This window comes from Anaerocolumna xylanovorans DSM 12503, assembly GCF_900143645.1.
Classification (GTDB): domain Bacteria; phylum Bacillota; class Clostridia; order Lachnospirales; family Lachnospiraceae; genus Anaerocolumna; species Anaerocolumna xylanovorans.
This window is the reverse complement of the sequence record NZ_FRFD01000003.1, coordinates 1,099,095-1,112,995: the sequence shown is the minus strand read 5'-3', so window position 1 is coordinate 1,112,995 and position 13,901 is coordinate 1,099,095. Positions and strand designations below refer to the sequence as shown.

12 protein-coding genes are annotated in these 13,901 nt (G+C 37.7%); 1 reads left to right on the top strand and 11 read right to left on the bottom strand.

Going from position 1 to position 13,901, the window contains the following annotated elements; all coding sequences use genetic code 11:
• Positions 1-51: 51 nt before the first annotated feature.
• From BUF11_RS04670 to BUF11_RS04630, 10 genes are all read right to left on the bottom strand, one after another.
• Positions 52-1,329 carry a response regulator transcription factor gene (locus tag BUF11_RS04670; protein ID WP_073587581.1) on the bottom strand — a complete coding sequence of 426 codons (1,278 nt, stop codon included), beginning with the start codon at positions 1,327-1,329 and terminating at the stop codon, positions 52-54.
• Positions 1,329-3,035: a sensor histidine kinase gene (locus BUF11_RS04665; RefSeq protein WP_073587580.1), complete on the bottom strand. Its 1,707-nt coding sequence runs from the start codon at positions 3,033-3,035 to the stop codon at positions 1,329-1,331. The genes BUF11_RS04670 and BUF11_RS04665 overlap by 1 nt, the downstream gene beginning before the upstream one ends.
• 438 nt (positions 3,036-3,473) lie before the next feature.
• Positions 3,474-5,075, bottom strand: a complete 1,602-nt coding sequence (locus tag BUF11_RS04660; RefSeq protein ID WP_073587579.1) for a carboxylesterase/lipase family protein — start codon at positions 5,073-5,075, stop codon at positions 3,474-3,476.
• Between the two features lie 68 nt (positions 5,076-5,143).
• Positions 5,144-7,426 carry a beta-glucosidase gene (locus BUF11_RS04655; protein WP_073587578.1) on the bottom strand — a complete coding sequence of 761 codons (2,283 nt, stop codon included), beginning with the start codon at positions 7,424-7,426 and terminating at the stop codon, positions 5,144-5,146.
• A 534-nt stretch (positions 7,427-7,960) separates the two neighbouring features.
• Positions 7,961-8,038, bottom strand: a complete 78-nt coding sequence (locus BUF11_RS25180) for a hypothetical protein (RefSeq protein ID WP_408606868.1) — start codon at positions 8,036-8,038, stop codon at positions 7,961-7,963.
• A gap of 61 nt (positions 8,039-8,099) precedes the next feature.
• The gene (locus BUF11_RS23975) at positions 8,100-8,270 is read right to left on the bottom strand and encodes a flavodoxin family protein (protein ID WP_139243270.1); all 171 of its coding nucleotides are present in this window, start codon (positions 8,268-8,270) and stop codon (positions 8,100-8,102) included.
• Between the two features lie 177 nt (positions 8,271-8,447).
• Complete coding sequence (locus tag BUF11_RS04645; RefSeq protein WP_073587938.1) at positions 8,448-8,936, bottom strand: flavodoxin; 489 nt, start codon at positions 8,934-8,936, stop codon at positions 8,448-8,450.
• 62 nt (positions 8,937-8,998) lie between these two features.
• A complete protein-coding gene (locus BUF11_RS04640) occupies positions 8,999-9,829 on the bottom strand; it encodes an oxidoreductase (RefSeq protein WP_073587576.1) in 831 nt (276 codons plus the stop codon).
• 48 nt (positions 9,830-9,877) lie between these two features.
• Entirely contained in the window at positions 9,878-11,161 is a 1,284-nt protein-coding gene (locus BUF11_RS04635; protein ID WP_073587575.1) for an MFS transporter, read from the bottom strand.
• Positions 11,162-11,291: 130 nt separating this feature from the next.
• Complete coding sequence (locus BUF11_RS04630; protein ID WP_073587574.1) at positions 11,292-12,461, bottom strand: iron-containing alcohol dehydrogenase; 1,170 nt, start codon at positions 12,459-12,461, stop codon at positions 11,292-11,294.
• 142 nt (positions 12,462-12,603) lie between these two features.
• Between BUF11_RS04630 and BUF11_RS04625 the strand changes: the two genes are divergently transcribed.
• A complete protein-coding gene (locus tag BUF11_RS04625) occupies positions 12,604-13,065 on the top strand; it encodes a MerR family transcriptional regulator (RefSeq protein WP_073587573.1) in 462 nt (153 codons plus the stop codon).
• 71 nt (positions 13,066-13,136) lie between these two features.
• On the opposite strand, the gene BUF11_RS04620 is transcribed toward BUF11_RS04625, so the two are convergent.
• The gene (locus BUF11_RS04620) at positions 13,137-13,871 is read right to left on the bottom strand and encodes a flavodoxin (RefSeq protein ID WP_073587572.1); all 735 of its coding nucleotides are present in this window, start codon (positions 13,869-13,871) and stop codon (positions 13,137-13,139) included.
• Positions 13,872-13,901: the final 30 nt, after the last annotated feature.

Below are 13,901 nucleotides of genomic sequence, written 5' to 3'. Positions count from 1 at the left end.
TATAAGGATTTCTGTATTTGTTTCTTTCACTTTTTTGTATTTTCATTTGTACTATTTTGCACTTTTCATCATTTTCCTATATTCTCTTGGTGTATAACCTGTCTTTTTTTTAAAAAGACGTGAAAAGTATGCAAAATTGTCGTAGCCTACTTCCATTGCAATCTCTGTAACGCTTAATCTGTTCATGAATAACATCTTCTTTGCCATTTCTATTCTGTATTCCAAAATATAATTTCCTATTGGCATTCCTAACCTACGTTTAAATAGCTTTGATATATATGCAAGATTATAATATATTTCTCTTGCTATCTGCTCCTGACTTATTTTTTCATTATAATGTGCTTCTAGATAACTTTTTAAATCATCAAGTGCTTTCTCACTAGCTTCACTGGTTCCAAGAGCCTCCTGTATCTCATATCCCGTGCATAATGGGATTTTTTTGTTTTTTTGTTGATACACTTTAACAGCCTGCTCTAAATCAAGGTAAGCGTCCCTACAATCTTTAAGCAGGATATCTCTACTATATATAAATCCCATTTTACATTTAAAACTACTTTGAATTTCCTCCATAATTTGATTCATTATGCCTTGAATCACTTCATTATCTTTTTCAAGTTGTTCGGATACCACAATTAGCCAGGTATTGTTATTCTCACCGACGAATGCTTCTAACTGCAGATAATTCCTTGATAACTGTTCTCTTAATATATTATCCGTTATAAATTGTTTATTGCTATAGCGCATCTCATCTTTTTCTATATATAACAATAAAATACCAATCATATAAGAATTATCATTGTGATATTCTAAATGTCTGGTTGACGCAAGTTCTTCCCATTCATCCTCTGCGTACCCATAATTTCGTACCAATACTTCTAACCAAAAGTAGTTTTTGTTCTCAGCTTGATTATCAAGCCAATAATTTCCCATTTTTTTTTGATTATTCTCTTTTTCTCTATGATGAACTTCTTCAACTACCCTTTTTAGTATTTTATATAAATCATCAAATTTAATTGGTTTTAAATAATAGTCAAAGCTATGCAACTCTAAAGCTTTTTTTGCATAGCTAAAGTCTGCATAGCTGGTACAAAAAACAGTAACAATACTCGGCTTATTTGCATTTATCCATTCAAGTAACTCCAACCCCGTTCCATTGGGCATTTCAATATCCGTAACAACAGCTTGAATCTCATTTTTTTCTAAGATTTCAATTGCTCTCTCTAAACTTCTTGCCACTAATACCTCCAAAAACCCTAAGCTGTTGTAATCAATCCCATTCTGTAAACTATTCAGAATATATATATTATCATCAACCAGTAATATTTTCATTATAGTTCATCCTCCCCACCATATTCTATTTCATTGTAAGGAAGTCGAATAACCGTCTTACTTCCTCCTTGAGACAAGATGTCAAAAAATATACTTGCTTTTGCTCCATACAACATTTGCATTCTTTTTGCAGCATTACGAATTCCTACATGATAACATTTATCTCCATTCTCATAGATTCCCTTATTCCACAATTCTCTGATCTCTGAGTCAATTCCTTTGCCAGAATCAGTAATTGTAATTTCAACATATGCCTCCTGCTTTTTTACCACAATAGAAACAGAGAATACCTCCTCTATATTCATCCCATGCTTTACAGAATTTTCAACAAAAGTCTGTATAATCAATGGTGGCACTGGAAATTGTTCCAATCCATCTTCTAAATCAATATTTAATTGACACTCCACACCATTAACACTATCTATTACATTTAGATAATTCTTTACAAAATACAGTTCCTCTGCTATAGGCAGCAGTTCCATGCTCTTATTAAAAATAAACCGCAAATACTTGGATACATGCAAGGAAATTTTTTGTATCTGCTCGTTTTCTCCCATCTGAGCAAGGCTATTAATTACATTTAGACAATTTATATAAAAATGTGGACGAACTTGTAATTGAGCATAATCCAATTCGACTTTTTTCTTTTCCAATTGTTCCTCGTATACGTTAATTTTCAATTTATTGATTTCATCTGCTAATTTATTCAATACTTTTCCTGCCTCTGAAAACTCCACAATACCATTTTCTTCCTGAAATTTAACTTTATCAGAAAACATCATCAAATTATTATAAAAATATTTTGCCTGCCCTAAAATATTTTTGCGAGTATATTGAATTACAAACACAACACTAATCAAATATATAACAAAAACAATTGTAAAAACAAATTGTAACCATAAAGGACTTGCAAGACTGAACATTGGTATTTGCACTGCTATTTTAAAATCCGCATAAGTCATACTGTGCCATTTAGTATTTTCCAAATCAATGGTGTCAATGGCTATCCCTTTCATTTCCCCTTTTGATGTTCTTTCCTGAGCATATACAATTTGCTCCTCAAAATCATAAAGTGTAACCGTTACACCAGTTTTAGAAAAAATCTGCATAATTTCATTTATAAAATCATCATTCTTCATAAAACAACCAATATATCCTTTTTTACCTCTGGTAATCATACATAAATATTTTTTATCATAAAGATACCATTTACCGCCACGAGAAAATCTTATTTTTCCTTCTTTCATATCATTTTGTATGCAGCTAATAAAATGTGTTCTGTCTCCTATTTTCATTCTACCGTATTCCACGATTTTATTATAACTAGGGTCATAATAAAAAAAGTTCATGGAATCTCCGTATAAAGTAACCATTTGTTGAAATAGCTCCTTTGTGGCAATAACAGAATTGTTGCGTGAGAACACTGTGCTTTGTGCATCATCTGGTAAATTATTAGCTTGCTTTACACGATCAAGAATATCACTACCATAAACTAATTGCTGCATTTCTTGATATAAGTATGAAAATGATATATCCTTATTGGCTAAAAAGGTTGAAGTAATATCATTCTCTATTTTTTTATTTTGCTTATTGTAGAATTTAATAATATAGCTTCCCCATAAAGCTTGCAGAATACCAGCAATCACCAATACAACAACTACGACAATGATACTTTTACTTAATTTTATTTGTGTATGTTTTTTCATTCCTACCCCAACTCACTTTAATATACTTATTGATACCAAAAGTTACGGCGCCAATCATTAGTCATTCATATCCGTCTCGTTATTTTATTATAACAATATGATACATAATTTTGTATTAAATGTCCAAATATTTATTGAATTTTTAAGTTTATGTTGTTAAGTATAATGAATATTTTTTTGATTTCAGACGTTTTTTATGCATACTCAACCAAAGTAAAGTCCATAATCAAAATAGAGCATAGCTTAATTCATCTATGCCTCATTTTGTTCTATATTCATTTTATACAGCATCATTAGTATTAACCTTTTACAGTAAAATAACTTAATCCACAAATCCTTCTTTCATTTGAATAAATGTATATAGTACTATTACAACTCTTTTTTCAGACATCTCAAGCTATTATAAGTACCAGATTGATATGCATACTATTTCTAGCACTACTGCCACATTTTCATCCATTTATCTCCAAACAAGAACTCCATACTATTTTGCAATTCACGTCCGTATACCGGTCCAAAATATTTTTTCAATAGCTGTAACAATTTTTTATCATTGTTGCAGATCAATCTCGTATTTGCATCAAATATCATAGTTTTCTCTTCTTCTGAAGTACTTGCCGGCCATTCCGGGATACTCACGTTCGAAGGAGTACCAGTTTTTGCAAATGCAATAAGACTTTCAACCATTTGTGTCTCCAATTTTTGTGTTACTTCCGGTATTTGTGTAACTGGAACCAACTCTGTATTATGAAACATAAAAGGTATTTCAGCACAATGCCATGGTGCAGTGTTCCCATTCAATGGCAAATCCTGATTGAACATATACGAATATGTACAGCTATTTAATACACTCCGCATATCAATATATTTTTTAGTAGGTAAACGGAATACCATGTCAATGAAATGTATATCTGCAATTGGCCGCTCAGGATAAGCCTTTTCAAACTCATCAAACATCTCATTGATTCCCTTTTCACCTATAAGTTTTTCTATGCATTCTATCTGCTGTTCTTTGGAAAGCATGCGTTCCTGTCTATATCTTTGAGAAGCTTCAGGATCAATTACAGTAACCATTTCACCAAATACTGTCCCTATCATCATTGGAACATCAGCTGTTTCTTTTCTAAAGCCATGTTCAATTGGCATACCTACATAAAATTCATTGGGATTAGGAACCAGACCAATATATTTTCCCTCTTTTTTCAATCTTGGACTTACTTTATTATATACTTCGATTAATTCCTGATAAGTAATCTTTTCCAATACCTTTATATCATCAGTTTTCAATTCATTTAACATAGCTTCAACAAGTTCTTTTCCACTACCTTTTGTATCCTCAAGATTAGGATCTAGCACGCCACTCATGATAACACATTTCTGATACAGTCCATCTGCAGCCGGCGTCTGCAAGAGAACAGAAACTTTTTCTCCACCACCTGACTGTCCAAAAATAGTGACATTCTGAGGATCTCCTCCAAAATTTTCAATATTCTCATGAATCCAATGCAGTGCAGCTATTGTGTCAGCAGTCCCTGCATTTGCTGAATTCTTATATTCATCACCAAAGTCAGACAAATCGCAATAACCCAAAAGATTTACGCGATGATTTATGGACACCACTACAACTTCTCCGTATCTACTTAGATTCTCTCCTTCAAATGCCAACTGCTCAACGGAAGATCCTTCCGTAAATCCTCCACCATGAAGCCACATAAATACCGGACGTTTTTGAGAGTCACATGACGGAGTCCACAAATTCAAATTTTGGCAGTTCTCATTTTGAACCCAGTATCTGTGTGGGTTTTGTAGCTCCCCAAAAATCATAGGCGTGCTCATAAGAGGGCAGACATAACCATAATTTGTAGCATCATACACTCCTTCCCATGTGTCAGTGGGCTCCGGTGCATGAAACCGTTTTGCATTGGCATATGGAATTCCTTTAAAAATAGAAACGCCATCATACTCATACCCTCTTACTCTTCCTTTTGCAGTTACTACAACTGCAGTGTCATTTCCGTGTCTAAATAAATGCTGTGACATATTTTACTCTCTTTCTGCCATAATGGCCCATTATTTTCTACTTAATTTATATATTAAACAATTCAATCCTATACATTATTCAAATTGGAAATCACCTGACTTAATTCCTGATTAGTCAATCGTTTATCCCCTATCATCATTGAATCATCTTCGATTGCATGATATATTGGCACAGCGTAAGCAAATGGACTTGCTAAAATTAAATCTTTATTTTTATCTGGTATAAAAAATCTCTGTTTATCTTCTGGAAGGAATGAACAAGCTTCTTTTATCCTTTCCTCTTTAAACAGTCGTTCACAAGCTGAATTAAAGTGGAACAAATGACTTTTATCCTTAGACTTTATTTCAATCTGCATCGAAGAAATTATCTCTTCACTATTAATTGCTATAAGTATGTGATATGATCCACTTTCTACAATCCATCTGTTCTGTTCCTCACTAAAGTACTCAAATGCTTTCCGGTCTAAAGTCAAAGACACTTCCTGTTCTTCACCTGGATTCAAGAACACCTTCTCAAATCCCTTTAGTTCTTTAATCGGGCGCAAGACTTTCGGCTTCTCCTGTGCCACATACACCTGTATAACCTGCGAAGCAGAGCGGGTTCCTATATTTTTTACAAATAAGCTCAACGTCACTGTGCTATCTGGTGTCAACTCGCTCCTGTTTATACTTGCATTACTATATTCAAATTCAGAATAACTTAAACCATAACCAAATGGAAATATCGGCTTAATGTCACGCATTTCATACCAACGATATCCAACAAATATATCTTCTCCATATAATACATTTTCTCTGACCTGTGGATATGACACATAATTAAGAAATGCCGGTGTATCTTGAATTCTCACTGGGAAAGTCTCCGAAAGACGTCCTCCAGGCTCAGCTATGCCAAACAGAACATCTGCTATTGCTCCTCCCATACTCTCTCCAGCTGGATAGCTATGCAAAATTGCTGATGCTTCAATGCATCCTGTCATCTCTACGGAGGCTCCGCTAACATTAACCACAATAACTGAAACTGATGCATCTATGACTGCGTTCATTGCTTCTATCTGGTTAGAGGGAAGCGAGAAGCCCTTTCTGTCCATACCTTCCACCTCGTATCCATAAGGTATTCCTGTAAAGAAAATAACCTTATCTGCCAATTTTGCTTTTTCAACTGCCTCACTAATTAAATGCATGTCTGAAGACATTTCTTCATCCGGATTTTCAGCTAAATCATATGCGGCAGCATATTCCGGCTGATATCCCAAGATGTTTGCAATTTCATCATACGTGTTATCAAGCTTATATGCATTAGAAAACCCGGAACCTCCGCCCATAAAATTAGGGGTTTTCGCCAATTTTCCAATGACGGCAATTTTTTCCTGTCTCAGCAACGGAAGTATTCCATTATTTTTTAATAATACTGCACAATCTGCAGCAATTTTTCTAGCAAGGACATGTTCATCCGCCTGATTTTCAATCCCTGTTGCTTCCATAGAGTGTATCTTTTCAAATGTTTTTATAATATGACGAATATTCTCATTAATTGCATTCTGCGATAACTCGCCTGAATCAAGAGCATTCTGCACTTCTGTTGGATGGTAATACCCCATCTCCATGTCCATACCATTACGATGAGATGCTACCGCTGTACCTGACTGTACTGCACCACCATCAGATAACACATAGCCATCAAACTTTAAATCATGTCTTAAAATATTCATCAAATGCTTATTAACCGTGACATATTCTCCATTCACTTTATTATAAGAGGTCATAATGCTCCATGGATTTCCCTTTTCTATTGCTATCTGAAAACCTCTTATGTATATTTCTCTCAAAGCTCGTTCGCTTACAACTGCATTGGTAGTCATTCTCTCAAATTCCTGATTATTGCACAAAAAATGCTTTGGGCAAGCCCCTGTTCCTTGACTTTGGACACCACGAATAAAACTTTCAGCTAGTTCACCTGTCACAACTGGATCTTCGGAATAATATTCAAAATTACGTCCACATAAGGGAGATCGTTTAATATTCATACCTGGGCGGCATACGATGTCTACTCCATGTAACTTGCTTGAGCGTCCAATATTCTGCCCTACTTTATAGCAATTATCTTTATTCCATCCTGCACCTAACGCTGCCGATGATGGATAAGTAATACAGTAATAATCTTCTGGATTTCTATACTCTTCCTGTTTCAACCAAAAGTCAACAGGTTTCGCACTATCACCACATTTAATCTTGGTAATACCGTATGGTTCTAATGGATTGCTTATATTCCCCCATAATTCACAAGTAATTATCGACTTTTCCCTGTTGGACAAATCACCCAAAATGTTATTCATTTTTTTCTCTTCCATTTTTAATACTCCTATCTACTACAATATATTTATGGTTAAGTTATACTGCAACCGACTGTGTCCATATCCATCTTGGTACTTAAAAAGAATATCATTTTCAGCTCTATAAGCATGGTAAAATTACTGCAGCTTTAAAATTTGATATCTGTTCTCCCAAAAGGCAATATAGAAAACTGCTTATATAACAAGACAAGTCGTATTCATATATAATTGCTGACTTCAATAATTTTTCGCATCTACTACGAAAGAATAAAAGTATACCTAACATTGCTTCCATAATCAGAGTAATTTAATCTCTATTTATCGGTGATCTGTACTCTGTGGTAGTCTTATTTTGATGTACTATCCACTTACTAGTATAAGGATTTTTTAATATGTTTCTTTCACTTTTTTATACTTTCTTTTGTACTATTTTACACTTTTCACTATTTTGATTGGATTACATTTTCACATAATGCTTGTCATTTGGGAGAGGCATCCCTTCTTCTCTTAGATATATATTAAAGCCATCAAACTGAGTAATTTTATTTTACATCAAAATGTGTGTACTGCCGGTGCCATTGTATACCACCATATTGGAGTCCCTATTATAACAGTCTCGTAGTTAGCCAAATCAATTGACAATGGCTTGATTTCAGGCTGTAATTTCTATTTACTTCTTCCTGTTCCTGATTCACAATCTTATCATAGGAACTTTATATGGTATTACCGTATCAATACGTGCAATATCGGCTCCTATTTCCTTTTGAATTTTCTCTGCTATTCTTTTCGTATTGTTACCTACAGAATAATATATTACTACTATCTTTGTGCGCATTTGTTCTTTATCATTGTCAAGATTCATAAATGACCTATTTCAATATATTCACAGGCAATTTGCACAAAACAGAAAGAACTCATGCGCCTTTGAACCAGCGCATGAGTTCTTTCTGTTTTGTGCAAATTGCCGTCTTATTGTTAAAGACAGATCTTTTAACGCGGGATTATATTATTAATGATCTGAGCTATATATAAAATTTAATTATTTCAGGGTCTCAATCCACTTACTCAGTTCCTTTTCTGATGTCTCCATTAAGCCAAATTGCTGCGGACTGAATTTTATCGTTTTCTCATTCATTACTGACGCATCTTTACATGCATCTTTTATATCTTTCATTCCATGTCCCGGCCATCCGGCATGTGTCTGGAACGGAATCACTGTTTTTCCTGCAAAATCATTGGACGTAATAAAGGTAAGTATTGCCGGAGACATCGTATACCACCAGGTAGGTGTTCCGATTATGATGGTATCATAATCCCCCAAATTTACCTGCAAAGGCTTTATTTGCGGCATATATTTTCTTTTTACCTCGTCCTCTCCCTGCTTTACAATCTCTTCATCTGTACCGGTATAAGGAATTACCGTATCGATTTCTACGATATCAGCTCCGGTTGCTTTATGAATTTTTTCTGCAACCTGTTTTGTATTTCCATCCATTGAATAATAAACAACCAATTTTTTTGAATTCATAATAAGCTCCTTTTCTTCCCAATGCTTCACTCCTGTTCCTGCTGAAACTATGGAATCCTTACTTAAGCCGGGAAATCCGTTGTAATACTCTCATTTTTCCAAGCTTCCACTTGGGCACGATCCGCATCAAGCGCTCCGCTGACCACCTGGACGGCGTCGCTTCCCAATAACAGCAAAGAAGGCGGAGCAGAAGCTTCGACAGCTTTGATGATGAGCTGTGCCCCCTTTGCCGGATCACCAATCTGATTACCGTGGGTATGGTCATTTTCTTTTCGACGCTGTCCAGCGGTCTCGGCATAATCCGTCAAAGCAGTCCGGGATTGCAGCAAGGACCGACCCGCGAAATCAGTCCGGAATGCACCAGGTTCAACTATGATAACTCTAATTCCATGAGGGCTGACTTCTTTCTGAAGACCTCTTGAGAGCCCTTCAAGGGCACATTTTGTTGCCGAGTAGTAGCCGGAACCCGGTGCAGTAGTGCGGGCGGCAATGGAAGAAATGTTCACGATAACACCATCGTGTCTCGCTCTCATGCCTGGCAGCACCGCTTTTATCAATGCGATAGGGCCGAAAAAATTGGTAGCGAAAAGCTCATCCACCTCGGCTTCATCCGCTTCTTCCACAGCGGCACGATACCCATGTCCCGCATTATTGATGAGAACATCTATCCTGCCGAATCGATTCTCCGCCTGCTGTACCACCTGCGCAACCTGCATGTGGTCAGTCACATCCAGTTGGAGAGCAATTGCTGTATCGGGATAGGAAGCCACAATTTCCTGGACAGTGGAAAGGTCTCTGGCAGTAACGACTGCATTATCCCCATTTTTCAACACAGCCTGAGCAAGATTGCGACCGAGGCCGCTTGAACAACCAGTAATTAACCATGTAGACATATTATTACCTCTCTTTCTTTGTTATTATTGTGTATTGTTGATTAATATTTACAACGTTTTTTCCTTTACGACATTTTTTCTGTATAAATCAGCTTGCTTATTGCCGGAAGATTTAAGCTGGGGATACAGAAGAATGATATAAAATATTATTGAAATGACTATAAAAATGGATAACCCGGCAAACGCTGTGGCATATCCCAGATACTTGATTCCAAAACCGATGATTACGGCTCCCAGTCCATATGCTAAGTCTGTAGTCGTAAACAGTGTTGCACTGGCAACACCGCGGCGATTTTCAGGACAGAACATATAGGCTATCGCCTGCAAAAGAGGGAAAACTACACCAAATCCCAAACCGAACAGAATTGCCGAAATTAGAAAGACCGCCAGGCTATTTGCCTGGTGCAGTACAACCAGCCCCCCAAACATCAGTGCACTACCTGGTATGATAACCATTGTTATGCCATGGCGGTCTGATAACCGGCCGATTACTAACCGCACTAAAAAAAGCGATAAAGCATATACTGAGAAATACAAGCCGATATTTCCCACGCCCCGATCAATACCGTAGCTGGCGATATAGGCCATGATCGCACCATAGGGCATAACTGCGAAAAAGGCTACCAGACTGGTGGTTAAAACACTCTTTTCAATCAGCTTACCGTGTTTAGAGGATAACTTTACCGATTCAGTAGATTCGGCTTCTGGCATAGCATTTCTTACGTAACCTGGCTCTGACTGGATTGCACCTCGTTTTTTCTCATAATTCAATAACATTCCAAGCCCTAAACTCACTACTCCTGACACTATACTTGCACCAAACAGCCACCTTGCGCCGTACTGCCGCAGTATATTCAGTCCCAGGTCCGGCCCCAGAGCCATTCCTATGGTATTGGCCAGTGTATATAATCCGATGCCTTCTGTCATCCGTGAAGCCGGTACCAGATCTGCTGCCATAGTGCTTCCCGAGGTGGAGGAGGCGCTGAACCCAATACCCTGAATCAGACGTATGATCAATATTCCGGACAATGACACAAACAGTCCCAAAAAGGGTGCTGCCGCAGCCATAATAATCACACCGATGAGAAAGACCGGTTTACGTCCGCGCCTGTCGGCCATATTTCCCCAGATTACCCTCGGAACGAAAGAACCCACGGTATAAACCAAGATGACAAAGCCACCTACCGAAGGATCAACAGCCCCAATACTCCGTGCAAATAATGGCAAAGTAGGTGTAAACATGAATGTTGCTATGTACATAAAAACGGCACTGGCTAGAAGTAAAATAAAGTTTTTTGTCCATAGCGGTTCTGATTTAGATTGCTGTTTCATAAATTATGTCTCCTAACATATCCGAAAGGTGTCCATATGTTTTGCCATATTCTTTTCCTTTTTGTATTATTTTAATTGATTATATTCTTTCGTCCGTGCCGGCTCCATCCACTCGTCCTCCCTTTTTGGGCTATTTATACGACTTCTGATAAATCGCAATCACATCATCTTTCGTGAGAGACACCCGGTCACAAGCAAATAGTCCGCCCATCGGCCCCATCGCGTTATCTGCCATTTTAGAGAATTCATCCGGAGTGATGCCATAGTCGGACATTTTCAAGTCCGCTACTCCACAATCCTCCAGCAGCTTCTGCAACACGGTCAGGAAGTCTTCCGGCCTTGTAGCATCCTCCATCCCCATTGCCCTTGCCATGCGAACAAAACGGTCGTCACAGGCATGATGTTCGATAATATTGCCAAAGTAGGAACGGGACAACATGATAAGGCCTGCACCGTGGGGCAGATTTTCGTGATAGGCAGATAAAGCATGTTCCAGAGAATGCTGGCTGGAGGTGGTGCCGACGCACATTACCGTACCCGACAGGATATTTCCGAATGCAATATGTTCCCTGGCTTCCATGTCATTCCCATTCTTAACAGCTCTGGCAAGATGACGACCTACATTTTCAATCGCGGTAAGGGCGTACATATCGCTCATTAAATTTGCATATTTTGACACATAACCTTCCAGACTATGGGACAGTGCATCAAAGCCCTGGTATGCTGTAAAACCGGCAGGGACACTTGTCATTAATTCGGGATCTTCAATACAAAGTACCGGAAAGATCAGCGGTGTTTTCAATCCTACCTTTTCATTTGTTTCAGGGTTTGTTACCACGCACCCGGCATCTGCTTCCGAGCCGGTTCCCGCTGTTGTGCTGATTGCTATAATGGGAAGCGGCCTGTTCTGAATCGGCTGTCCTTTTCCGGTGCCGCTGCCGATATAATCCCAAAGGTCCCCTGTATTTGCTGCCATAACTGCTATGGCCTTGGCAGAATCAATTACGCTGCCACCTCCTAGGGCGACAATAAAATCACACCCGTTTTCCTTAGCAAAACCTGCACCGTCCATAACAGTGACTTTCAAAGGATTGGGCTGAACCTTGTCGAACACAACGCATTCCACGCCGGCAGACTTCAGCTGTTCTTCCGTACGGCTTAGGTAGCCATTGACTCTGGTAGACTTACCGTTTGAAATCACGATCATTGCCTTTTTTCCGGGCATTTCCTGTAAATGCAAAGTATTTAACTGTCCGGCTCCAAATAAAATTTTTGTTGGCACATACATATTGAAACTCATAAAATTCATCCTTTCATTGACATTACTTTTGAACTATTGTATAGTATTTCTACAAGTTTAATTAGATTATACAAGTTAAAGTTAACTTTAAGTCAATATGTTTTTTAAACCTTTTAAAAATATTTATTAGTGAGGAGCTCTCATGCTATATACCGTTGGTGAAATGGCAAAGAAATTGAATATAGCACCTTCTACTCTCCGCTACTATGATAAGGAAGGACTGCTTCCTTTTGTAGAACGTTCGGATGGAGGTATGCGGATGTTCAAGGATGATGATCTTGAATTGTTGCTCATCATTGATTGTTTGAAGAAGACCGGCATGTCAATTAAAGAAATTAAGACTTTTATGGACTTAGTACAGCAGGGAGATGATTCCATTAATCAGCGGCTGGAAATGTTTCAAAAGCAATGCAAAGCAGTAGAATTGCAGCTTGCCCAGCTTCAGGATACCCTTGATATACTAAAATATAAACGTTGGTATTACGAGACTGCCAAAGCCATGGGGGCCACTGCTGTTCCCAGGGCAATGAAGACGGAAGATGTACCAGAAGACATTCGACCTTATAAAGAAAAATATGAAAAGAGGCGAAACCCATCAAAATAAGAAAAAATGGATTTTTTCTTATTTTGATGGATTGTCATATTAATGTTATATACTGTACCATCCATGTATTATCAATATCCAAGACCTTTCAGCCAATCTTCTATATCAGGTGCTGCATCTGATACATCACGTTCATTTACCGTAAATCCATCTGTAATAACAGTTGCATTAGGCTCCAGCTCCTGTATGGTTTCAATCGTGCCTGAGAAACGACTTCCATTATGTGAATTAAAGGGTATAATAGTTTTTCCTGAAAAATCATTTTCCTCAAAGAAACTATACATAACCATTGGCATGTCATACCACCAGGTCGGATATCCAATGAAAATCACATCATAATCATCCAGATTCTCAATATGGGAAGTTAATTCCGGTCGAGCCTTGTCTTCCTTTTCTTTATTGGCATATTCTATTAAATCACCTACATTTCCCGGATACTTTACCGAAGTCTGAATAGAGAACAAATCTCCGCCTGTCACATTCTGAACATCATCTGCAAGAATACGAACACGGCCTTTTGCTTCTCCGTTATCTGTTACTACGCTGGCAGATGAAACAGCATCCACATCGCTGTTTTCTGCAACCGCAAAATATGCAATTAATATGTTTTTACCAGCTTCCTTGTTAGAATCTCCTGAATTCTCCTCGCTCTTCTCCTGAGTATTTATCTTTGCTTGATTGCCTGCTTTCGCTGTATTATTCGAATTTGTTGTGTTACTTTCGCTTCCTATATTTGTTCTTTGATTTCCACATGCTGTCATTACAAGTGAAAGTCCCATTACAACGCACAACAATATTTTCCTCATAAATAGTCTCCTGTCTGCCTCTCATTTTTT

Excerpts from the sequence above, each read along its gene's own strand:
- BUF11_RS04625 (WP_073587573.1), top strand. The coding sequence starts at position 12,604 with ATGCTATATACCGTTGGTGAAATGGCAAAGAAATTGAATATAGCACCT.
- BUF11_RS04670 (WP_073587581.1), bottom strand. The coding sequence starts at position 1,329 with ATGAAAATATTACTGGTTGATGATAATATATATATTCTGAATAGTTTA.
- BUF11_RS04640 (WP_073587576.1), bottom strand. The coding sequence starts at position 9,829 with ATGTCTACATGGTTAATTACTGGTTGTTCAAGCGGCCTCGGTCGCAAT.
- BUF11_RS04635 (WP_073587575.1), bottom strand. The coding sequence starts at position 11,161 with ATGAAACAGCAATCTAAATCAGAACCGCTATGGACAAAAAACTTTATT.
- BUF11_RS04660 (WP_073587579.1), bottom strand. The coding sequence starts at position 5,075 with ATGTCACAGCATTTATTTAGACACGGAAATGACACTGCAGTTGTAGTA.
- BUF11_RS04620 (WP_073587572.1), bottom strand. The coding sequence starts at position 13,871 with ATGAGGAAAATATTGTTGTGCGTTGTAATGGGACTTTCACTTGTAATG.
- BUF11_RS04665 (WP_073587580.1), bottom strand. The coding sequence starts at position 3,035 with ATGAAAAAACATACACAAATAAAATTAAGTAAAAGTATCATTGTCGTA.
- BUF11_RS04630 (WP_073587574.1), bottom strand. The coding sequence starts at position 12,461 with ATGAGTTTCAATATGTATGTGCCAACAAAAATTTTATTTGGAGCCGGA.
- BUF11_RS23975 (WP_139243270.1), bottom strand. The coding sequence starts at position 8,270 with ATGAATCTTGACAATGATAAAGAACAAATGCGCACAAAGATAGTAGTA.
- BUF11_RS04655 (WP_073587578.1), bottom strand. The coding sequence starts at position 7,426 with ATGGAAGAGAAAAAAATGAATAACATTTTGGGTGATTTGTCCAACAGG.
- BUF11_RS04645 (WP_073587938.1), bottom strand. The coding sequence starts at position 8,936 with ATGAATTCAAAAAAATTGGTTGTTTATTATTCAATGGATGGAAATACA.